Annotated in this window: 14 protein-coding genes; 9 read left to right on the top strand and 5 right to left on the bottom strand. The window is 64.5% G+C overall.

All coding sequences use genetic code 11. The features are described 5' to 3' along the window. Positions 1-5: 5 nt before the first annotated feature. The gene (locus U873_RS0106710; protein WP_025127514.1) at positions 6-986 is read right to left on the bottom strand and encodes a DUF3829 domain-containing protein; all 981 of its coding nucleotides are present in this window, start codon (positions 984-986) and stop codon (positions 6-8) included. Further along, entirely contained in the window at positions 983-2599 is a 1617-nt protein-coding gene (locus tag U873_RS0106705) for a J domain-containing protein (RefSeq protein WP_025127513.1), read from the bottom strand. The genes U873_RS0106710 and U873_RS0106705 overlap by 4 nt, the downstream gene beginning before the upstream one ends. Positions 2600-2955: 356 nt before the next feature. On the opposite strand from U873_RS0106705, the gene U873_RS0106700 reads away from it, so the two are divergent. The 9 genes from U873_RS0106700 to U873_RS0106660 all read left to right on the top strand — a co-directional run bounded on the left by U873_RS0106700 (position 2956) and on the right by U873_RS0106660 (position 17683). Next, positions 2956-3399, top strand: a complete 444-nt coding sequence (locus U873_RS0106700) for an SRPBCC family protein (protein WP_025127512.1) — start codon at positions 2956-2958, stop codon at positions 3397-3399. Between the two features lie 49 nt (positions 3400-3448). Next, positions 3449-4132, top strand: a complete 684-nt coding sequence (locus U873_RS0106695; RefSeq protein WP_025127511.1) for a type 1 glutamine amidotransferase domain-containing protein — start codon at positions 3449-3451, stop codon at positions 4130-4132. Between the two features lie 456 nt (positions 4133-4588). Next, entirely contained in the window at positions 4589-5089 is a 501-nt protein-coding gene (gene tpx / locus U873_RS0106690; protein ID WP_025127510.1) for a thiol peroxidase, read from the top strand. Positions 5090-5266: 177 nt separating this feature from the next. Further along, positions 5267-6598 (top strand): MdtA/MuxA family multidrug efflux RND transporter periplasmic adaptor subunit, encoded by a 1332-nt coding sequence (locus U873_RS0106685; RefSeq protein WP_025127509.1) that lies wholly within the window; start codon positions 5267-5269, stop codon positions 6596-6598. Next, positions 6595-9687 carry an MdtB/MuxB family multidrug efflux RND transporter permease subunit gene (locus U873_RS0106680; protein ID WP_025127508.1) on the top strand — a complete coding sequence of 1031 codons (3093 nt, stop codon included), beginning with the start codon at positions 6595-6597 and terminating at the stop codon, positions 9685-9687. Before U873_RS0106685 ends, U873_RS0106680 begins: the two co-directional genes overlap by 4 nt. A gap of 121 nt (positions 9688-9808) precedes the next feature. Then, a complete protein-coding gene (locus U873_RS0106675) occupies positions 9809-12916 on the top strand; it encodes an efflux RND transporter permease subunit (protein ID WP_025127507.1) in 3108 nt (1035 codons plus the stop codon). Continuing rightward, positions 12913-14406 carry an efflux transporter outer membrane subunit gene (locus tag U873_RS0106670; protein ID WP_025127506.1) on the top strand — a complete coding sequence of 498 codons (1494 nt, stop codon included), beginning with the start codon at positions 12913-12915 and terminating at the stop codon, positions 14404-14406. The genes U873_RS0106675 and U873_RS0106670 overlap by 4 nt, the downstream gene beginning before the upstream one ends. A 351-nt stretch (positions 14407-14757) precedes the next feature. Next, positions 14758-16833, top strand: coding sequence for a bifunctional diguanylate cyclase/phosphodiesterase (locus tag U873_RS0106665; protein WP_025127505.1), 2076 nt, complete (start codon positions 14758-14760; stop codon positions 16831-16833). A 103-nt stretch (positions 16834-16936) separates the two neighbouring features. After that, on the top strand, positions 16937-17683 hold the full coding sequence (locus U873_RS0106660; protein ID WP_025127504.1) for an SDR family oxidoreductase: 747 nt from the start codon (positions 16937-16939) through the stop codon (positions 17681-17683). Positions 17684-17782: 99 nt separating this feature from the next. Here the strand turns inward: U873_RS0106660 and U873_RS0106655 are convergent, their stop codons facing one another. The 3 genes from U873_RS0106655 to U873_RS0106645 are packed head-to-tail and all read right to left on the bottom strand — an operon-like array spanning position 17783 to position 20259. After that, a complete protein-coding gene (locus U873_RS0106655) occupies positions 17783-18349 on the bottom strand; it encodes a hypothetical protein (protein ID WP_025127503.1) in 567 nt (188 codons plus the stop codon). Between the two features lie 42 nt (positions 18350-18391). Then, positions 18392-19189, bottom strand: a complete 798-nt coding sequence (locus tag U873_RS0106650) for a PoNe immunity protein domain-containing protein (protein WP_025127502.1) — start codon at positions 19187-19189, stop codon at positions 18392-18394. Between the two features lie 14 nt (positions 19190-19203). Then, positions 19204-20259: a hypothetical protein gene (locus U873_RS0106645; protein ID WP_025127501.1), complete on the bottom strand. Its 1056-nt coding sequence runs from the start codon at positions 20257-20259 to the stop codon at positions 19204-19206. Positions 20260-20530: the final 271 nt, after the last annotated feature.

The following is a 20530-nucleotide window of genomic DNA, read 5'->3' as shown; positions in this document are numbered from 1 at the left end:
CGCCTTCAATAGTCCATCCGGGCTTGCATGTTGTAGTAGCTGAGCAGCGAGTCATAGGCTCGGGTCACGGCGTGGTAGTCCTCGCTGAGGCGCTGCGGCGCGGCCTGTTGCAACCAGTCCTGGTGCAGTGTGCTCAGGGTTTCCTGATAGTGCTGCGCCGGTCTTTCAATCCGTCTCCAGAGCTCGCTTGCGGTCCGGCTGTGGCTGTCATGGGGACTGTCGCGCAGGGGGTGTCCTGCGTCCCAGGCCCGTTGCAGGTCGGCGCTGGTGGCGGCCAGCCGTTCGGGGCTCAGGGTTTTCTCCTGCATCTGTCGGCTGATCTGTTCGACGGTGTCCCGGGCCTGGATCATGTAGCCCAGCAAATGCCAGTGGATGTCCCGCCCCAGGCGGTTTTCCAGAAGACCTTGCTGTTGGCGGCGAGCGCCGATATCCGTGGCTTCCAGTGCCTGGCGCAGGGCGGTGGAGGCCTGCAGGTAGCGGTCGAAGTGGGGCTGGAGCCGGGCAACTTCGGTGGGCTCTTCGGTGGCCGGCATATAGGCGCCGGGAATCCTGTTCGACTGCGCCCGGCGTGCGGTATTGGCCTGGTGCAAGGCGTCAATATAGGTCTGGGCCACCTCAAGCAGCGGCGCATCCGGCTCCAGGTGACGCAGGCGATAGAGCATGCGCGGTTCACAGTCGCGGGTCGGCAGGGTGTCCATGTCGGTTCGGGCCCCGTCGGCGAAATCCTTGGCGTTGCTCAGCAACTCGGCGAAGGTGCTGCGCCAGACAGCGTGGGTGCCATAGGTGTAATAGCCCAGGCGCCATTGCACATCGTACTGGTTGGCGCATTCGATCAGTGGGGCCAGGGCTGCCGCCTGGGCGCTTTCGGCGCTGTCCAGGGCCGCCAGCCATAGCTGCGCCCGGGCGATCGGGCCGCTGGCGCCGACGAGGGCGAACAGGGCAAAAGTCAGCCCGCTACCGAAGATCAGCAGTTGGCGCTGGTTCATGGCTGCCTCCCCTTGGGGTACCACTGTGCTTCGGTGGCTGGGGCGCCGCACTGCGCGGCGTCGACCGGCATGCGGGCGCACAGGCGTTCGGTCCAGGGTTGCAGGCCCTGGTCACGGCCGGCGCTGTGCCGGCCATCTAGCCACTTGAGGGCGCCGAGCCCGGCACAGGTCAGAACCAGTGCAGCGCCTAACAGCAACCGTCGGGGCCAGGGGTTGATTCGTTGCCAGGCGTGTAGCGGGTCGATCTGGCGCTGGCGGGCCAGGGCCACTAGCCCTCGCACCCCGGCATAGGTGGCACCGGCCACCGGCCCGGCGATCCAGGCCAGCAGGGCGCCGAGCAGGGCTATCGGCAGCAGGTCGCGGAGCACTAGCCAGGAATGATAGGGCGTCTCGCGCCAGGGGGCGCCTTGGCTGAGGTGCTCATCCCAGGGCAGCAGGCGCTGGCTCAGCGGCCGCCAGAGTCGCTGCAGGCCTTCGCCGGCCGCCGAGAAACACAGGCTCCAGAACAGCGCCACGCCGATGATTTCCCATGGGCTGCTGCCGTCCTGTCCATAGCGCACCGTGGCGCCCGCCAGGCAAGCCAGGGCAACGCCCAAATGCAGGGGCCAAGTGTCGATTGCTTGCTGCCAATCACGCCAGAAGAACGGGTTGCCGGCAGGCATGTTCGCCGCGGCTTCGGGGTGATTCGCAGCAATGCTGGCGGCCAGCGTCTGGCACGCCGCCCAATCCCGAGAGGTCAGGTGCCGGGCCCAGGTACGCCGCTGGCTGTAACTCAGGGGCGCAAGCAGCAGGCGGGCGGCGCGATGCTCGGGCGAGATGGGTGCCTGGCCGGCCAATTGACGCTGTCGGGCCAGGAACAGCGGCGCCTGATGGCGTTTGAGCAGCCGCGGCCAGCAAGCGGGTGGGCAGCTATTGCTTGCTGTCGTGCTCCAGCCCTGGCCTGCACAAACGGCCTGGAATACTTCGACCGACCAGTACGGGCTGTTGATCAGCAATTGTGCCAGCCACTGGTTGAATTCTTCACGGTGTTGCAGATGTTGCAGCCAGGGATGTTCCGAGCGCCGGGCATAGGCCAGGGTGAAGGCCGATGCGTCTCGTGCCAAAAGGGCGTGCTCCAGCGGTTGGCGCAGTTGCTGATGCAACTGCTGTTGCAGGCCTTCCACGAGGTACTCGGGCAAGTCCAGGCGTTGCCAGGCACTCATCCAGCGCAGGTGTTCGAAGCACCAGTTCAGCACCGGGGTGGCGCTGGCAGGGTGTTCTACGCAGTGGCGCAGTAGCGCCAGTTCGAACTCGTAGGCGCAATCTTCGTCCTGGGCCTGCTGGTAGCGTTGATCGAGCAGATCGACGCGCAGGCCCTTGAGCAGGCTGGCCACCCGTTGCGCAGGGGGCTGTTCGAGCCGGGCGGGCTGGGCGCCAGGCCAGGCTGGGGCAAAGGCGGGCGGCTCTTGCTCCTGTTGCTTGGCATGCAGCGCCGCTTCATAAGCATCGCGCAGGCGCTGGAAACCCTCAGGGTCCTCATCCGGGCGGGTCTGTTTCAGCAGCCGGGCGTAATGGCGCTTGAGGGTGCGGATATCGGCCGAGGCCGGCAGGCCAAGCAAGGTCCAGCAACTCATTGGGCGTGACAACTCCATGGCAAGCGACAGCCGCTGTAAACCCGAATGGCAGCCTTGGGGGAAAGTGCGCACCCTAACTGTTTTCCCGCTAAAAGTCGTCGCTACACATGCGTCTATCAACGAGGCAGAGAAGTCGGTAAAAGGTTTTTTCAATGGCGGATGCGCACGAGCTGAAGGGGGGAGGCGGAGTCATGAGCGAGATGTCTGTTAATGTGAATTATCACTATAACCATAACAAAGGAGTGGTTATGGTGATTTTGAGTCTAGAATAAAAAAATGAATAAAAACAATAAATTAGAAATTAATATTAATGTTATTTATTGGTTTTAGGCTGTTGAGCAAGGAGCCATGCAGGCATGCCCGTGATTGAACGTACGACCTTTATTGCTGGCTGTAGCCCGGCTCAAGTGCTGGACTTCTGCCTTGAGGGCGCCAACTTCCCGAAGATCTTTCCCGAGCCTGTCACGCCCTTGGGGGGCGTCGACATCAACGATCTGCGCATCAGTGCCGGGCGCCAGTTCAGTTTTCTGCACTGGATGTTCGGTGTCATACCGGCGAAATGGACAGTGGTTATACGTGAGGTCAGTGATCGGCATTTTGTCGACGAGATGCTCAAGGGGCCGTTGCGTGCCTTTCGTCATGAACACCGGGTCGAGGCCGCCGAAGGGGGCACGCTGTACACCGACCGGGTGACCTATCGGGCCATCGGCGGTGCACCTTTTGAGTGGTTGATGGTCAACGCCTACATGGCGCGGATTTTCGACGCCCGGCACCGCAACATGTTGCGCCTGCTGAGTTGATGGGCGCCGCCGTGGTTTTTCCTCTTTTGCGACGACAAGGAGCATGCCCGTGAGCAAGAAGATATTGGTGGTCCTGACCAGCGTGGCCAAATACCCGAACCTGAACCGCGCCACCGGCCTGTGGCTGGGGGAGGCGGTGCATTTTGTGAAGAAGGTCGAAGCCGCCGGTTTCCAGGTCGACTACGTCAGCCCCAAGGGCGGCTATGTGCCGATTGATCCCCACAGCCTGGCCATGGCCGACGAAACCGATTGGCAGTGGTACCAGGACAGCGCCTTCATGAGCCGCCTGGGCGCGACCCTGAAGCCTGCGCAGGTCAAGGCTCGGGATTATGTAGCGATCTATTACGCCGGTGGCCACGGCGTGGTCTGGGATTTTCCCGATAACCCCGAGCTGCAGGCCCTGAGCCGCGAGATCTACGAGCAGGGCGGCTACGTCAGTTCGGTGTGCCACGGCGCCGTGGGCTTGCTGAACATCAAGCTGGGGGACGGTTCGCTGTTGATCGCCGGCAAACAGGTCACGGGGTTCTCCAATGAAGAAGAGAAACTCGCCGAACTGGACCAGTACGTGCCCTACCTGACGGAAACCGAGCTGGTCAAGCGTGGTGCCCTGTACCAGAAGGCCGCCGCGCCCTGGGCGCCGTTCGCAGTGGAAGACCAGCGGGTGATCACCGGGCAGAACCCGGCGTCCGGCGGCCCGGTGGCCGATCTGCTGCTGGCGCACCTCAACAAATAACCGTAGGAGCCGGCTTGCCGGCGAAGGCGGCCTTGAGGCTTGCGCAAGGTTTGAAAGCGCCTTCGCTGGCAAGCCAGCTCCTACAGCAGTCAGATAGACCGTGCGGCTCCCTGTAGGAGCCGGCTTGCCGGCGAAGAGGGCCTTAAGTCTTGTATCGCCTGGATGGACGCCTTCGCTGGCAAGCCAGCTCCTACAGCAGTCAGATAGACCGTGCGGCTCCCCGTAGGAGCCGGCTTGCCGGCGAAGAGGTCGTTAAGGCTTGCGCAAGGCTTGAAAGCGCTTTCGCTGGCAAGCCGGCTCCTACACCGAAACATCCAAGTTCGCCCCATGTAGGAGCGGGTTGTTGGACAATTTGCCCGTGGGCATAGGTGCCCGGGCCGTTTCATGCTTAACTTTCGCCTCTCAAGAATTTCTCATTGCTGTTCCATCATCACTGTTCAATAAAGGACTCCGTTCATGGCTCAAGTCACTCTCAAAGGCAACCCGGTCCAGGTCAACGGCCAACTGCCGCAAGTCGGCTCCAAGGCCCCTGCGTTCTCCCTGGTGGGCGCCGGTCTGGCCGATGTTTCCCTGAGCAGCCTTGCTGGCAAGCGCAAGGTGCTGAACATCTTCCCAAGCGTCGACACCCCGACCTGCGCCACGTCGGTGCGCAAGTTCAACGCCGAGGCCAATGGCCTGGCCAACACCGTGGTGCTGTGCATCTCCGCCGACCTGCCGTTCGCCCAGGCGCGCTTCTGCGGCGCCGAAGGCCTGGAAAACGTACAGAACCTGTCGACCCTGCGTGGCCGCGAGTTCATCGAGAACTACGGCGTGGCGATTGCCGACGGCCCTCTGGCTGGCCTGACTGCCCGCGCCGTGGTGGTGCTGGATGAAAACGACAAGGTGCTGCACAGCGAGCTGGTCAAGGAAATCGCTGAAGAGCCGAACTACGCCGCCGCCTTGGCCGTGCTCAAGTAACAGGTTTTACAATTATTCACGGCCTGGCACTGTCCAGGCCGTTTTTATTTGTGCTTCAGTGGCTTAGCGCCGCACCTTGAAACGTCAGGCAAAGGTAAATTGCCGGTAAAGGCGCTTTGCTAAAACAGCTCCAGTGCTTATCTTTCAGCCTTCTCAAAAGAAGCTCCCTCGCGCCCAATGGTTGATCACTCCATGCAATCCTCTGCTCCCCGCAACTCCCGTCGCTGGCTGTTCGGCCTGTTTGTCCTGCTGCTGGTTGGCGGCCTGTGCTGGAAGTTCTGGCCAGCCGGCAGCACTCACCAGGAGGCCGCAGGGCAAAAGGCCGCCACCGGGCATACCGGGCGCAGCGGCAGCATGCGCCCCGGTTTTGGCGGTGCCAGCGGGCCGATCCCGGTGCGCGTGGCGCCGGTGACCCAGGGGGATTTCGCCGTGTACTACAAGGCCCTGGGCACGGTGACGGCGCTGAACACCATCAATGTGCGCAGCCGGGTGGCGGGGGAACTGGTCAAGGTCAACTTCGAGGAAGGGCAGACGGTCAAGGCCGGTGACCTGCTGGCGCAGATCGACCCGCGTCCCTACCAGAACGCTTTGCTCCAGGCTGAAGGCACCTTGCTGCAGAACCAGGCCCAGTTGAAGAACGCCCAGGTCGACCTGGAGCGCTACCGCGGCCTGTACGCCCAGGACAGCATCGCCAAGCAGACCCTGGACACCGCCGCGGCGCTGGTGGGCCAGTACCAGGGCACGGTCAAGACCAACCAGGCGGCGGTCAACGACGCCAAGCTCAACCTCGAATTCACCCAGATCCGCGCGCCGATTGCCGGGCGCCTGGGCCTGCGCCAGCTGGACGTGGGCAACCTGGTGGCGGCCAACGACACCACGGCGCTGGTGATCATCACCCAGACCCAACCGATCAGCGTGGCCTTCACCTTGCCGGAAAACAGCCTGGAAACCGTGCTCGGCCGCTACCACAGCGGCGCCAAGCTGCCGGTGGAAGCCTGGGATCGTGGTGATGTGAAACTGCAGGCCAGCGGCGTGCTGCAGAGCCTGGACAACCAGATCGACACCACCACCGGCACCCTGAAGTTCAAGGCGCGCTTCGATAACCGCGACCAGAGCCTGTTCCCCAATCAGTTCGTCAACGTGCGGCTGCTGGCCGACACCCTGAAGAATGTAGTGATGGCGCCCTCGGCGGCGATTCAGTTCGGCACCAACGGCACCTTCGTCTACGCCCTGGACGGCGACAACAAGGTCAAGATCCGCACCCTGCAGGTCGGCGCCAGCAACGGCGACGCAACCGTGATCAAGGATGGCCTCAAGGCCGGCGACCGGGTGGTGATGGAAGGCACCGACCGCCTCAAGGACGGCAGCGAGGTCGAAGTGGTCAACGACAGCATCGACGTTCCCACCACCCCGACCGAGCACCTGCAGGGCCAGCCCGCCGGCTCGGCCGGTGCACCGGCAGCCAATGGCCAGCCGGCTGAAGGCAAGGCGCAAAAGGTCGGCGCATGAATTTCTCGCGGCTGTTCATCCTCCGTCCGGTAGCCACCACCCTGAGTATGCTGGCCATTGTCCTGGCCGGCCTGATCGCCTATCGGTTGCTGCCGGTCTCGGCCTTGCCCCAGGTCGACTACCCGACCATCCGGGTCATGACCCTGTACCCAGGCGCCAGCCCGGACGTGATGACCAGCGCGGTCACCGCGCCCCTGGAGCGCCAGTTCGGGCAGATGCCCGGCCTGACCCAGATGGCTTCCACCAGCTCCGGCGGCGCCTCGGTGCTGACCCTGCGCTTCAGCCTCGATATCAACATGGACGTGGCCGAGCAGCAGGTGCAGGCAGCGATCAACGCCGCTACCAACCTGTTGCCCAAGGACCTGCCGGCGCCACCGGTGTACAACAAGGTCAACCCGGCGGACACCCCGGTGCTGACCCTGGCGATCACTTCCAAGACCATGCTCCTGCCCAAGCTCAATGACCTGGTGGACACGCGCATGGCGCAGAAGATCGCCCAGATCAGCGGCGTGGGCATGGTCAGTATCGCCGGCGGCCAGCGCCAGGCGGTGCGGATCCGGGTCAACCCCGAGGCCCTGGCGGCCAACGGCCTGAACCTGGCGGATGTGCGCACCCTGATCGGCGCCTCCAACGTCAACCAGCCCAAGGGCAACTTCGACGGCCCGACCCGGGTCTCGATGCTCGATGCCAACGACCAGTTGACCTCGCCCAAGGACTACGCCGAGCTGATCCTGGCCTACAACAACGGCGCGCCTTTGCGCCTCAAGGACGTGGCGCAGATCGTCGACGGCGCCGAGAACGAGCGCCTGGCGGCCTGGGCCAATGAAAAACAGGCGGTGCTGCTGAACATCCAGCGCCAGCCCGGGGCCAACGTGATCGAGGTGGTGGACCGGATCAAGGCCCTGCTGCCGAGCATCACCGACAACCTGCCGGCGGGCCTCGACGTCACCGTGCTCACCGACCGCACCCAGACCATCCGCGCCTCGGTCACCGACGTGCAGCATGAATTGTTCATCGCCATTGCCCTGGTGGTGATGGTGACCTTCCTCTTTCTGCGCCGGGCCAGCGCCACCATCATTCCGTCGATTGCCGTGCCGCTGTCGCTGATCGGCACCTTCGGCGTGATGTACCTGGCCGGCTTCTCGGTGAACAACCTGACCCTGATGGCCCTGACCATCGCCACCGGCTTTGTGGTGGACGACGCCATCGTCATGCTGGAGAACATCTCGCGCTTCATCGAGGAGGGCGACAGCCCGATGCAGGCCGCGCTCAAGGGTGCCAAGCAGATCGGCTTCACCCTGATCTCCCTGACCCTGTCGCTGATCGCGGTGCTGATTCCGCTGCTGTTCATGGCCGACGTGGTGGGCCGGCTGTTTCGCGAGTTCGCCATCACCCTGGCGGTGGCGATCCTGATTTCCCTGGTGGTGTCCCTGACCCTGACCCCGATGATGTGTGCCCGGCTGCTCAAGCCCGAGCCCAAGCCGGAACAGCAGGGGCGCTTCTATCGTGCCAGCGGGGCCTGGATCGACTGGCTGATCGAAAGCTACGGGCGCAAGTTGCAGTGGGTGCTCAAGCACCAGTTCCTGACCCTGATGGTGGCCATCGGCACCCTGGGCCTGACCGTGTTCCTCTACATGGTGGTGCCCAAGGGCTTCTTCCCGGTGCAGGACACCGGGGTCATCCAGGGCATTTCCGAGGCGCCGCAGTCGGTGTCCTTCGCCGCCATGAGCCAGCGCCAGCAGGACCTGGCGAAGATCATCCTGCAGGACCCGGCGGTGCAGAGCCTGTCGTCCTATATCGGGGTCGACGGCGACAACGCCACCCTCAACAGCGGGCGCCTGCTGATCAACCTCAAGCCCCACCGCGAGCGCGACCTGAGCGCGGCCCAGGTGATCGCGCGGATCCAGCCCGAGGTGGACAAGCTGCTGGGCATCCGCCTGTTCATGCAGCCGGTGCAGGACCTGACCATCGAGGACCGGGTCAGCCGCACCCAGTACCAGTTCAGCCTGTCGTCGCCGGACGCCGAGTTGCTGAGCCTGTGGAGCAACCGCCTGGTGGAAGCCCTGGCCCAGCGCCCGGAACTCACCGATGTGGCCAGCGACCTGCAGGACAAGGGCCTGCAGGTGTACCTGGTGATCGACCGTGACGCGGCGTCGCGGATCGGCGTGTCGGTGTCGAACATCACCGACGCCCTGTACGACGCCTTCGGCCAGCGGCAGATCTCCACCATCTACACCCAGGCCAGCCAGTACCGGGTGGTGCTCCAGGCCCAGGCCGGGGAGCGCATCGGGCCCCAGGCCCTGGAGCAGATTCACGTCAAGACCACCGACGGCGGGCAAGTGCGGCTGTCGAGCCTGGCCCGGGTCGAAGAGCGCCAGGCGCAACTGGCGATTGCCCATATCGGCCAATTCCCGGCGGTGATGATGTCCTTCAACCTGGCGCCCGGCGTGGCCCTGGGCGAGGCGGTCAACGTCATCGAGCAGGTGCAGCAGGAAATCGGCATGCCCGTGGGGGTGCAGACCCGCTTCCAGGGCGCGGCCGAAGCCTTCCAGGCCTCGCTGTCGAGTACCTTGCTGCTGATCCTGGCGGCGGTGGTGACCATGTACATCGTGCTCGGGGTGCTCTACGAGAGCTACATCCACCCGATCACCATCCTCTCGACCTTGCCCTCGGCGGCGGTCGGGGCCTTGCTGGCGTTGATCCTCAGCGGCAACGACCTGGGCATGATCGCGATCATCGGCATCATCCTGCTGATCGGCATCGTCAAGAAGAACGCGATCATGATGATCGACTTCGCCCTCGACGCCGAACGCCACCAGGGCATGGCCCCGGAGCAGGCGATCTACCAGGCGGCGCTGTTGCGTTTCCGGCCGATCCTGATGACCACCCTGGCGGCGCTGTTCGGCGCCGTGCCGCTGATGCTGGCCACCGGCTCCGGCGCCGAACTGCGCCAGCCCCTGGGCCTGGTGATGGTGGGCGGCCTGCTGGTGAGCCAGGTCCTGACCCTGTTCACCACGCCCGTTATCTACTTGTACTTCGACCGCTTGGGCCGCCGGTTTGCCAAGCCCGCCGCAGGAGAAGTGGTGTGAGGGGCGTCAGCGGCAAGCTGCAAGCCGCAAGCTGCAAGCTCGATCAGAAGCAGAAGCAAGCGCGTGCACCGATCCCGCTTTTCTCTTGCCGCTTGCCGCTTGAAGCTTGGAGCGGTCGCCCATGAACCTGTCCGGTCCTTTCATCAAGCGCCCGGTGGCGACCATGCTGCTTTCACTGGCAATCATGCTGCTGGGCGGGGTCAGTTTCGGCCTGCTGCCGGTGGCGCCGCTGCCGCAGATGGACTTCCCGGTGATCGTGGTCCAGGCCAGCCTGCCCGGGGCCAGCCCCGAAGTCATGGCCTCTACCGTGGCCACGCCCCTGGAGCGTTCCTTCGGCGCCATCGCCGGGGTCAACACCATGAGCAGCCGTTCCAGCCAGGGCTCGACCCGGGTGATCCTGCAGTTCGACCTGGACCGCGACATCAACGGTGCCGCCAGGGAAGTGCAGGCGGCCATCAACGCCTCGCGCAACCTGTTGCCCAGCGGCATGCGCAGCATGCCCACCTACAAGAAGGTCAACCCGTCCCAGGCGCCGATCATGGTGCTGTCGCTGACCTCCGATGTGCTGGAGAAGGGCCAGCTCTACGACCTGGCCTCGACCATCCTGTCCCAGAGCCTGTCCCAGGTGCAGGGCGTGGGGGAGGTGCAGGTCGGCGGCAGTTCCTTGCCGGCGGTACGCATCGAGCTTGAGCCACAACTGCTCAATCAGTACGGCGTGGCCCTGGACGATGTGCGCAACACCATCGCCAACGCCAACCAGCGCCGGCCCAAGGGCTCGGTGGAGGATGACCAGCGGCTGTGGCAGATCCAGGCCAACGACCAGCTGGAAAAGGCCCGTGACTACGAGCCGCTGATCATTCGCTACCAGAACGGTTCGACCCTGCGCCTGAAGGATGTGGCCAAGGTCACCGATGGCGTCGAGGACCGCTACAACAGTGGTTTCTTCAACGATGACGCCGCGGTGCTGCTGGTGATCAACCGCCAGGCCGGGGCCAACATCATCGAGACGGTGAACGAGATCAAGGCCCAGTTGCCGGCGTTGCAGGCGGTATTGCCGGCCAGCGTCAAGCTCAACCTGGCCATGGACCGCTCGCCAGTGATCAAGGCCACCCTGCACGAGGCCGAGATGACCCTGCTGATCGCCGTGGCCCTGGTGATCCTGGTGGTGTACCTGTTCCTCGGCAATTTCCGCGCTTCGCTGATCCCGACCCTGGCGGTGCCGGTGTCGCTGGTGGGCACCTTCGCGGTGATGTACCTGTACGGCTTCTCCCTGAACAACCTGTCGCTGATGGCGCTGATCCTCGCCACCGGGCTGGTGGTGGACGATGCCATCGTGGTCCTGGAGAACATCTCCCGGCACATCGACGAAGGCATCGCACCGATGAAGGCGGCGTACCTGGGGGCCAAGGAGGTCGGTTTCACCCTGCTGTCGATGAACGTGTCGCTGGTGGCGGTGTTCCTGTCGATCCTGTTCATGGGCGGGATCATCCAGAGCCTGTTCCGCGAATTCTCCATCACCCTGGCGGCGGCCATCGTGGTGTCCCTGGTGGTGTCCCTGACCCTGACCCCGATGCTCTGTGCGCGCTGGCTCAAGCCCCACGTCCCGGGCCAGGAGAACGGCCTGCAACGCTGGAGCCGGCGCAGCAACGACTGGATGATGGGCAAATACGCCACCAGCCTGGACTGGGTGCTGCGCCACAAGCGCCTGACCCTGTTCAGCCTGCTGCTGACCATTGGCGTCAACATCGCCTTGTACGTGGTGGTGCCCAAGACCTTCCTGCCGCAGCAGGACACTGGCCAGTTGATCGGCTTTGTCCGCGGTGACGACGGGCTGTCGTTCACCGTGATGCAGCCGAAGATGGAAATCTTCCGCCGCGCGGTGCTCAAGGATGCGGCAGTGGAAAGCGTGGCGGGCTTTATCGGTGGCAACAACGGCACCAACAACGCCTTCATGCTGGTGCGCCTGAAACCGATCAAGGAGCGCAATATTTCGGCGCAGAAGGTCATCGAGCGCCTGCGCAAGGAAATGCCCAAGGTGGCCGGGGCCCAGCTGATGCTGATGGCCGACCAGGACCTGCAGTTTGGCGGCGGCCGCGAGCAGACCACTTCGCAGTACTCCTACATTCTGCAGAGCGGCGACCTGGGGGCCCTGCGCGAGTGGTACCCGAAAGTGGTCACGGCGCTGCGCGCCTTGCCCGAGCTGACGGCCATCGACGCCCGGGAAGGCCGCGGTGCCCAGCAAGTGACCCTGATGGTGGACCGCGACCAGGCCAAGCGCCTGGGGGTGGACATGGACATGGTCACCGCGGTGCTCAACAACGCCTACAGCCAGCGGCAGATATCGACCATCTACGACAGCCTCAACCAGTACCAGGTGGTGATGGAGGTCAATCCGAAATACGCCCAGGACCCGATCACCCTGAACCAGGTGCAGGTGATCACTGCGGACGGGGCACGGATCCCGCTGTCGGCCATCGCCCACTATGAAAACAGCCTGGAAGACGACCGGGTCAGCCATGAAGGGCAGTTCGCCTCGGAAAGCATTTCCTTCGACATGGCCGAAGGCGTGACCGTGGAGCAGGGCACCGCCGCCATCGAGCGGGCGATCGCCAAGCTCGGCATGCCCGAGGACGTGATCGTCAAGATGGCCGGTACCGCCGATGCCTTCGCCGCGACCCAGAAGAGCCAGCCGTTCATGATCCTCGGTGCCTTGCTGGCGGTGTACCTGGTGCTTGGGGTGCTCTATGAAAGCTACATTCACCCGCTGACCATTCTCTCGACCCTGCCATCGGCAGGAGTCGGCGCCTTGCTCTCGATCTATGTGCTGGGCAGCGAATTCAGCCTGATTTCCTTGCTGGGGCTGTTCCTGCTGATCGGCGTGGTGAAGAAGAACGCGATCCTGATGATCGACCTGGCGCTGCAACTGGAGCGCCACCACGGGATGGACCCGTTGCAATCGATCCGCAGCGCCTGCTTGCAGCGCCTGCGGCCGATCCTGATGACCACCCTGGCGGCGATCCTTGGCGCGCTGCCCTTGCTGCTGGGCGGCGCCGAAGGTTCGGAAATGCGCCAGCCCCTGGGCCTGACCATCATTGGCGGCCTGGTCTTCAGCCAGGTCCTGACCCTCTACACCACCCCGGTGGTCTACCTCTATCTCGATCGCCTGCGCCACAAGTTCAACCACTGGCGTGGGGTCCGTACCGATGCTGCTCTGGAAACGCCGCTATGACCGAACACTCGTCCCGTCCTGTTTTCCCGCTGTCCGCCCAGCGCCTGGCCCTGGCCCGGGGCTCGCGAGCCCTGGGCCTGAGCCTGTGCGTGCTGCTGCTCAGCGCCTGTGCCATCGGGCCCGACTACCAGCGGCCCGAGGTGGCCGAGCCGGTGCATTACAAGGAGGCCGAGGGCTGGCGCCAGGCCAACCCCAGCGACGCCCTGGCCCGTGGCGCCTGGTGGGAGCTGTATGGCGATGCCCAGCTCAATGGCCTGGTCGACAAGCTCAACAGCTCCAACCAGAGCGTGGCCCAGGCCGAGGCGCAATTCCGCCAGGCCCGGGCCCTGGTGCGCAGTTCCCGGGGTTCGTTCTTTCCCAGCGTCGACCTGAGCGCCGGCAAGACCCGCGCCAGCCAGGGCACCGGCAGCAGCAGCTCGGCCCTGAGCAGTTCCAGCAGCGGCATCCGCGACACCTACAACACCCAGTTGGGGGTGAGCTGGGAGGCAGACGTGTGGGGCAAGCTGCGGCGTGACCTGGAGGCCAACGAGGCCAGTGCCGAGGCCAGCTTTGCCGACCTGGCGGCGATGCGCCTGAGCCAGCAGTCGGAGCTGGTGCAGAACTACCTGCAACTGCGGGTGATCGACGAGCAGAAACGCCTGCTGGAAGCCACGGTGGCGGCCTACCAGCGCTCGCTGACCATGACCCAGAACCAGTACCAGGCTGGAGTCTCCGGCAAGGACGCGGTGGCCCAGGCCCAGACCCAGCTGAAAAGCACCCAGGCCGACCTGATCGACCTGATCTGGCAGCGGGCGCAGTTCGAGAACGCCATCGCCGTGCTGATCGGCGTGCCGCCGGCCGAGTTCAACCTGGCCGCGAGCAACAACATCCCGGTGCTGCCACAGGTGCCCCTGGGCGTGCCGTCGCAACTGCTGGAGCGCCGCCCGGACATCGCCTCGGCGGAGCGCTCGGTGATTGCCGCCAACGCCAAGATCGGTGTGGCCAAGGCCGCCTACTACCCCGACCTGACCCTGAGCCTGGCCGGTGGCTACAGCAGCAGCACCTACGCCGACTGGATCAGCCTGCCGAACCGTTTCTGGTCGGTGGGGCCGAAACTCGCCATGACCCTGTTCGACGGCGGCCAGCGCTCGGCGGAAGTCGATCGCACCGAGGCGGTGTACGACCAGACCGTGGCCAAGTACCGGCAGACCGTGCTCGACGGGTTTCGCGAAGTGGAGAACTACATGGTCCAGCTCAAGGTCCTGGAAGACGAGGCCGGAGTGCGCCAGCAAGCCCTGGATTCGGCCCGTGAAGCCCTGCGCCTGACCGAGAACCAGTACAAGGCCGGATTGATCGCCTACCTGGACGTGGTCACCAGCCAGACCACCGCCCTGAGCAACGAGCGCAGTGTGCTGACGCTATTGCAGAGCCGGCTGATTGCCAGCGTGCAACTGATCGCGGCCATGGGCGGCGGCTGGGATGGCCAGTTGCAGGCCAGCGAGAAACCATAGACGGGCCGGCCCGGCCGGATCCCGGGCGCCGCCGTTGCCGGCGGCGCAGAGCAACACCGTTGAAACCTGATTGCGCAATGCTTGAGGTTGAGGGGGGGCCGATGGCCGCCCCCCGCGCAGCCCTTGGCAGCGACTCGCGGGCTGTATCAGGCGGCGAGTCGCAGGGGCTGTCCAGGGCGAGCAAAGCCCATGTCCACAAGGCTTGTAGGGGCATGAAAGGCCCGAAACAGACGTTCCGTCAGACTAATGGCTTTTTGCCAATTTTGTAGATGCGTTCTTCTTCGCAATCAGTACAATCTGCGGTTTTGCCCGCCGAGCAGGGATGTCGGCACAACGGCCAAGAGATGCCTCATGCTCATCGGTAGTTACTCCCCCGCATTGGTCCTGATCTCCATTCTCGTGGCGATCCTGGCTTCCTATACCGCTCTGGATCTGACCGGACGCATCGCGACCGCCCAGGGCCGCGCGGCCTACCTGTGGATCGCTGGCGGGGCGCTGGCCATGGGGGTCGGGGTCTGGTCCATGCACTTTATCGGCATGTTGGCCTTCAGCTTGCCGGTGGAGCTTGGCTACGATTTCTCGCTCACGGCCTTGTCCTTGCTGATTTCGGTGCTGTCCTGCGGTTTTGCCCTGTGGCTGGTGAGCCAGCCCAAGCTGCCCCTGTTGCAGTTGCTGTACGGCGCCCTGGTGATGGGCGCGGGGATCAGCGGCATGCACTACACCGGCATGGCGGCAATGCAGATGCAGCCGGGCATCGACTACGACCCGAGCCTGTTCGGCGCCTCGCTGCTGATCGCCTTTGGTGCGTCCACCGCGGCGCTGTGGATTGCCTTCCACCTGCGGCGCAACACCCCTTATGTACGCCTGGCCCGCAGCGGCGCGGCGGTGGTCATGGGCTTTGCCATCGTCGGCATGCACTACACCGGCATGGCCGCGGCGCGCTTTCCCGATGGCAGCTTCTGCGGTGCCCTGGCAGGTGGGCTGAGCGGCAAGGGCCTGGACAACATGGTGCTGATCACCACCCTGGCGGTGCTGATCATCGCCTTGCTGACCTCGGTGCTGGATGCACGCCTGGAGGCCCGCACGGCGGTGCTGGCCCAGTCGTTGACCGAGGCCAACAAGGAACTCACTCAGTTGGCCCTGCACGACACCCTGACCGGCTTGCCCAACCGCATCCTGCTGGCGGACCGCATCGACCAGGCGATGCATCGGGTCACCGCTCACGGTGGCTGTTTTGCGCTGATGTTCATCGATCTGGACGGCTTCAAGCCGGTCAATGACGCCTTCGGCCACCACATGGGCGACCAGTTGCTGCGGGAAGTGGCCCAGCGCCTGCGCGAGGACCTGCGCAGCGAGGACACCCTGGCGCGGATCGGCGGCGATGAATTCGTGCTCCTGGTGCAGCTCGCCGAGGCCGACGATGCCCTGCGCCTGGCGGCACGCCAGGTGGGCCTGGTGTCCCGTTCGTTCCGGGTGGTCGAGCATGAGCTGCAGATTTCCGCCAGCATCGGCATCGCGGTGTACCCCGGCAACGGCTTGAGTGCCCAGGAGCTGCTGATGAACGCCGATGCGGCGATGTATCACGCCAAGGGCACCGGCAAGAACGGCTACAGCTTTTTCGACGCGTCGATGAACAGCAACGCCCGGCGCCAACTGCAACTGCTGCAGGACCTGCGCAATGCCCTGGAGCAGCACCAGTTCCGCCTGCATTACCAGCCCAAGTTCGACGCCGCCAACGGCCAACCCGTGGGAGCCGAGGCGCTGTTGCGCTGGGAACACCCGCAGCACGGCCTGCTATTGCCGGACAAGTTCATCGAACTGGCGGAGAAGTCCGGGCTGATCATCCCCATTGGCGACTGGGTGCTGCATGAAGCCTGCCGGCAGATGAGCGAGTGGTATGGGCAGGGCTATACCGGCTGGCGTATCGCGGTGAACCTCTCGGCCCTGCAGTTCTGTCACGTGGGGCTGGTCAAGAGTGTGGCCACGGCCCTGGAACGCTATCAGTTGCCGGCCAACAGCCTGACCCTGGAAATCACCGAGACCACGGCGATGAACGACGCCGACGTCAGCATGCTGGTGCTGCAGCAGCTGGCGGACATGGGAGTGGACCTGTCCATCGACGACTTCGGCACCGGTTATTCGAGCCTGATGTACCTCAAGCGCCTGCCGGCCAACGAACTGAAGATCGACCGCGGCTTTGTCCGTGACCTGGAGCATGACAGCGATGACGCGGCCATCGTCTCGGCGATTGTCGCCCTGGGCCAGGCCCTGGGCCTGCGGATCGTCGCCGAGGGCGTGGAGACCGGCGTGCAGCAGACCTTCCTCACCCAATTGGGCTGCGATTCCCTGCAGGGTTACTTCCTCGGGCTCCCGCTGCCCGCCGATGGCTTCATGCAGGGCATCCACCTGGCAGAGCACAAGGCCTGATTCCACACGGAATATATGGCTAAACGATATTGCCGCAGTTTTCATCGCCCTCTGCGCGGTGTTTAATGGCTCGCGTTGAACTGATCAGTGTGGGAGTGGCAGTATGGACAAAGTCATCGTCATCACCGGTGGCGGGCGGGGAATTGGCGCAGCCACGGCATTGCTGGCCGCGCAGCAGGGCTACAAGGTGTGCATCAACTATCAGGCCGACGAACAGGCGGCCCAGCAGGTGCTGGAGCAGGTGCGCGCCCTGGGCGCCCAGGCCATCGCGGTGCGGGCCGATGTCAGCATCGAGGATGAAGTGATCGGCCTGTTCCAGCGGGTCGACAGCGAACTGGGCCGGGTCACCGCCCTGGTCAACAATGCCGGGACCGTGGGCCACAAGTCGCGCCTCGACGAAATGTCCGAGTTCCGTATCCAGAAAATCATGAAGACCAATGTCATGGGGCCGATTCTCTGCGCCAAGCACGCGGTGCTGCGCATGTCGCCGCGCCATGGCGGGCAGGGCGGCAGTATCGTCAACGTGTCGTCGGTGGCGGCGCGCCTGGGTTCCCCGGGGGAATACGTCGACTACGCCGCCTCCAAGGGCGCCCTGGACACCTTCACCCTCGGCCTGTCCAAGGAAGTGGCGGGTGAGGGCATCCGCGTCAACGCGGTGCGTCCGGGCTACATCTACACCGACTTCCACGCCCTGAGCGGCGATGCCGACCGGGTCAGCAAGCTGGAAAGTGCGATCCCCATGGGCCGTGGCGGGCGCCCGGACGAAGTGGCCGAGGCGATTGTCTGGCTGCTCTCGGACAAGGCCTCCTACGCCACCGGCACCTTCGTCGACCTGGGCGGCGGTCGCTGACCCCGGCGCACCACCATCCCCGTAGGAGCCGGCTTGCCGGCGAAGAGGCCCTTGAGTCTTGCAGCGCCTGGGCCGACGCTTTCGCTGGCAAGCCAGCTCCTACCGTTTCCCTCGGTTGGTGCGGCGTCGGCCGGGGCCGATCAGCAAGGCCAGCGACAGCCCCAGTACGCTGGTGCCGAAGCTCATCGCCAAGGGCATTACGTACCCCAGTGTTTCCTCCGGGCGAGTACAGCTGTAGCCAAATCCGTAGCCTTGTTCATCCGCCCAGACGCCCGGTGTGGTGCTCACGTCCACTGGCGTCGAAGGCGCTGGTGGCTCATTCGAGAACCCCAGGTTCGAGTGGCTGGCGCTGCGCATTGCCAGCTGTTCGATGGCCTGCAGCTGGGCCTCGTTGCAGCGGCTCTGCGCCCAGCCATCGACCACCACCAGGGCAGACAACAACAGCAGCAGAGGCACTGGGTAATAACGCCGGGTGCTCAGCAGGGGCGCTACCAGCAGCCCGGCAAGGAAACCGGCCAGCAGCAGATTGGCCCAGTACCACCCAGCGCCTTCCCAGCTTGGCGGCATCAGGTGCATCAGCAGCGGGGGCAGCACAACGCGGGCGAACAGCAGGCACAAGGCGGCCGCGAGCAGGGTGATCAGCAGGGTCTTGATCCAGGACTTCATGAAGTTTGCATCGCCTGTATGGGTCAGGGCGCAGGGCGCCTATCAGTCCTGGGGGGCCAGCTCGGGAATCGGCGGCGGGGTGAAGCGCCGGGCGTATTCGAGCATCTCCCGAGGGAAGATCATGTGCCGCACGGCGCTGTCGTCGAGACCGTACAGGTAGGCAATCGCCGCGGCTTCAAAGGCCCAGTAGCCAAAGTAGCAACCATCGTCGGCATCCAGGTGGCTGTCGTGCCAGGAGGCGTGCTCGAAGGCCATGTACCACTGGTTGCAGTATTCCACGAGCAGTTCCCGGGCCTCGTTCGGGTCCTCGGTGTAGATGGCTCTGATCAGCGGCGTGTAGACGGGGTGGTACCACTCGTCAATGTCCTCGCGATCAGGCAGGTAGGCCTTGAGCAGGTCTTCGACCAGGGTGTCGTCGGCGTGATAGCCGGCGCGGTCCTGCAACAGCGCCAGGCGCGGCAGCAGGTCACTGCGCTGCAGCAGGATGCACAGGCTGATCACCTGTACGTACTCTTCGTAGTCGTGGGGGTAATGGTCGATGGTTATGGGGGCGATACCTGGCCGCTCCTCGTACAGCTCCAGCTTGCGCTGGTAGTCCTCGTAGCTTTCGATCACGCCGTCCAGAGCTTGGGCCAGTTCTTCCATGGGGGCGCCGCCGGTGTAGCTCAGGATCAGGTGGTGCAGGCGTGCCTGCTGCACTTGCCAGGCCTTGAGGGAGGCTTCCTGCAAAGGGCTGTCGGCCATCATCGAGTGGGTTTGCCAATGGGCTTCTTCGCCAGCCAGGCTTTCGAGGTACTGGTGGTAATGCTTATGGCTGAGAAACACTTGTCTGCGGTTCATGTCGGCGCCTTGTCTCAGTAAACGGGAATCAGGGTGAAGGGCGCCTTGCGGTGCGAGGCTTCCAGCAGCAGGGTCGGTAGGTCGACCTCGGCCGGTTCCAGCTCCAGCTCTTGCAGCTCTTGTTCCAGTTGCTGCGGATCGGCGGCCAGGGCCTGGATCGGCAGGCGCAGGTAAGGCCGCGGGTCTTCGCCGTAATAAATCTTCACCGGTCCTTCAGGAATGCCTTCCAGGCGGGCAAAACCCTCTTGGTCGAGGTTGCCCTCGGCTTGCGAGCCGTCGCTGAAGACGGCTCGGTAGGCGGCGCCGGATACCGGTTCGAGGTTGGGGTAGTGCAGGTTCAGTTCCAGCCAGTGGCCGTCGCCGGTGAGGTGCTCCAGGCCCTGGTTGATGTCCTGGGCGATGCTTGCGGCATCCCGGGATGCCGATTGTGGCGCCAGGCTGATGGTCGTTGGCCGCGGCTCCAGGGAGGACTGCGGCTTGGGCGCCAGGGCCGGGCCGCGGCTGTGGGCGGCGGCGGAGTTGTTGCGTTGCTCGGCGATCCAGGGGGCGATGCGTTCTTGCACCGACACCATGAGGAACTCGGTGTGTTCCTGGGCTTCGTTGAGGTTGTGAAGCACCAGTTGTCGCTGCTGGGGCGTGAGCTTGTCGAAGGTGGAAGAGGCGCGCACGCCGCTGATGATCTGCGGCAGTTCTTCGGCCAGGCGCTGTGGGTCCAGGCACTTTTCCAGCAACTGTTCGGGGCTGGTTTTCAAGCGGCAGGCCAGCAGGGTATGGCGGATCAGGTCGAAGAGGCTTTCGGCGTGGCGCTGGGGCGCGCGGTTGATCAGGCGCAGGAGGGTCTTGAGGCCCTGGCCGGGGCCGGGGATCCAGCCGATCAGGGCCAGGGCCAGATCGAAGAAGGCGTCTTCTTCGTCCTTGGGGTTGTTGATGGCGTCCAGCTCGAAGATCGCCTGGATGCAGTCGTAGGCGTTGAGTTCCTGGGTCAGCAGTGGCAAGCGGCCGCGTTCGATGGCCTGGAGCAGTTCGGCCTTGGCCTCTGGGTAGTCGTCGTAATACAGGTCTTCGACCATGACGTGTTCCTTTCCCTGGAAAAATGGAGCGCGGATGCTGAATGAATTGAGGGGGTGGAGCAAGGGGATTGTTTGGCGGCCCCGGGTGCGCAGGAGCCGGCTTGCCGGCGAAGAGGCCCGCAAGTCATGCAGCGCCTGGGTCGACGCTTTCGCTGGCAAGCCAGCTCCTACAGCAGTCAGATAGATCGTGCAATTTCCCGTAGGAGCCGGCTTGCCGGCGAAGGGGCCTGCAAGTCATGCAGCGCCTGGGCCGACGCTTTCGCTGGCAAGC

The sequence above is a fragment of the Pseudomonas sp. PH1b genome (assembly GCF_000633395.1).
GTDB lineage: Bacteria > Pseudomonadota > Gammaproteobacteria > Pseudomonadales > Pseudomonadaceae > Aquipseudomonas.
The sequence above is the reverse complement of the archived record's forward strand: the minus strand, read 5'-3'. Positions and strand labels throughout refer to the sequence as shown.

Bases quoted from the DNA above. Each gene is read 5' to 3' on its own strand.
- U873_RS0106710 (WP_025127514.1), bottom strand. From the start codon at position 986: ATGAACCAGCGCCAACTGCTGATCTTCGGTAGCGGGCTGACTTTTGCC.
- U873_RS0106705 (WP_025127513.1), bottom strand. From the start codon at position 2,599: ATGAGTTGCTGGACCTTGCTTGGCCTGCCGGCCTCGGCCGATATCCGC.
- U873_RS0106700 (WP_025127512.1), top strand. From the start codon at position 2,956: ATGCCCGTGATTGAACGTACGACCTTTATTGCTGGCTGTAGCCCGGCT.
- tpx (WP_025127510.1), top strand. From the start codon at position 4,589: ATGGCTCAAGTCACTCTCAAAGGCAACCCGGTCCAGGTCAACGGCCAA.
- U873_RS0106685 (WP_025127509.1), top strand. From the start codon at position 5,267: ATGGTTGATCACTCCATGCAATCCTCTGCTCCCCGCAACTCCCGTCGC.
- U873_RS0106680 (WP_025127508.1), top strand. From the start codon at position 6,595: ATGAATTTCTCGCGGCTGTTCATCCTCCGTCCGGTAGCCACCACCCTG.
- U873_RS0106675 (WP_025127507.1), top strand. From the start codon at position 9,809: ATGAACCTGTCCGGTCCTTTCATCAAGCGCCCGGTGGCGACCATGCTG.
- U873_RS0106670 (WP_025127506.1), top strand. From the start codon at position 12,913: ATGACCGAACACTCGTCCCGTCCTGTTTTCCCGCTGTCCGCCCAGCGC.
- U873_RS0106665 (WP_025127505.1), top strand. From the start codon at position 14,758: ATGCTCATCGGTAGTTACTCCCCCGCATTGGTCCTGATCTCCATTCTC.
- U873_RS0106660 (WP_025127504.1), top strand. From the start codon at position 16,937: ATGGACAAAGTCATCGTCATCACCGGTGGCGGGCGGGGAATTGGCGCA.
- U873_RS0106655 (WP_025127503.1), bottom strand. From the start codon at position 18,349: ATGAAGTCCTGGATCAAGACCCTGCTGATCACCCTGCTCGCGGCCGCC.
- U873_RS0106650 (WP_025127502.1), bottom strand. From the start codon at position 19,189: ATGAACCGCAGACAAGTGTTTCTCAGCCATAAGCATTACCACCAGTAC.
- U873_RS0106645 (WP_025127501.1), bottom strand. From the start codon at position 20,259: ATGGTCGAAGACCTGTATTACGACGACTACCCAGAGGCCAAGGCCGAA.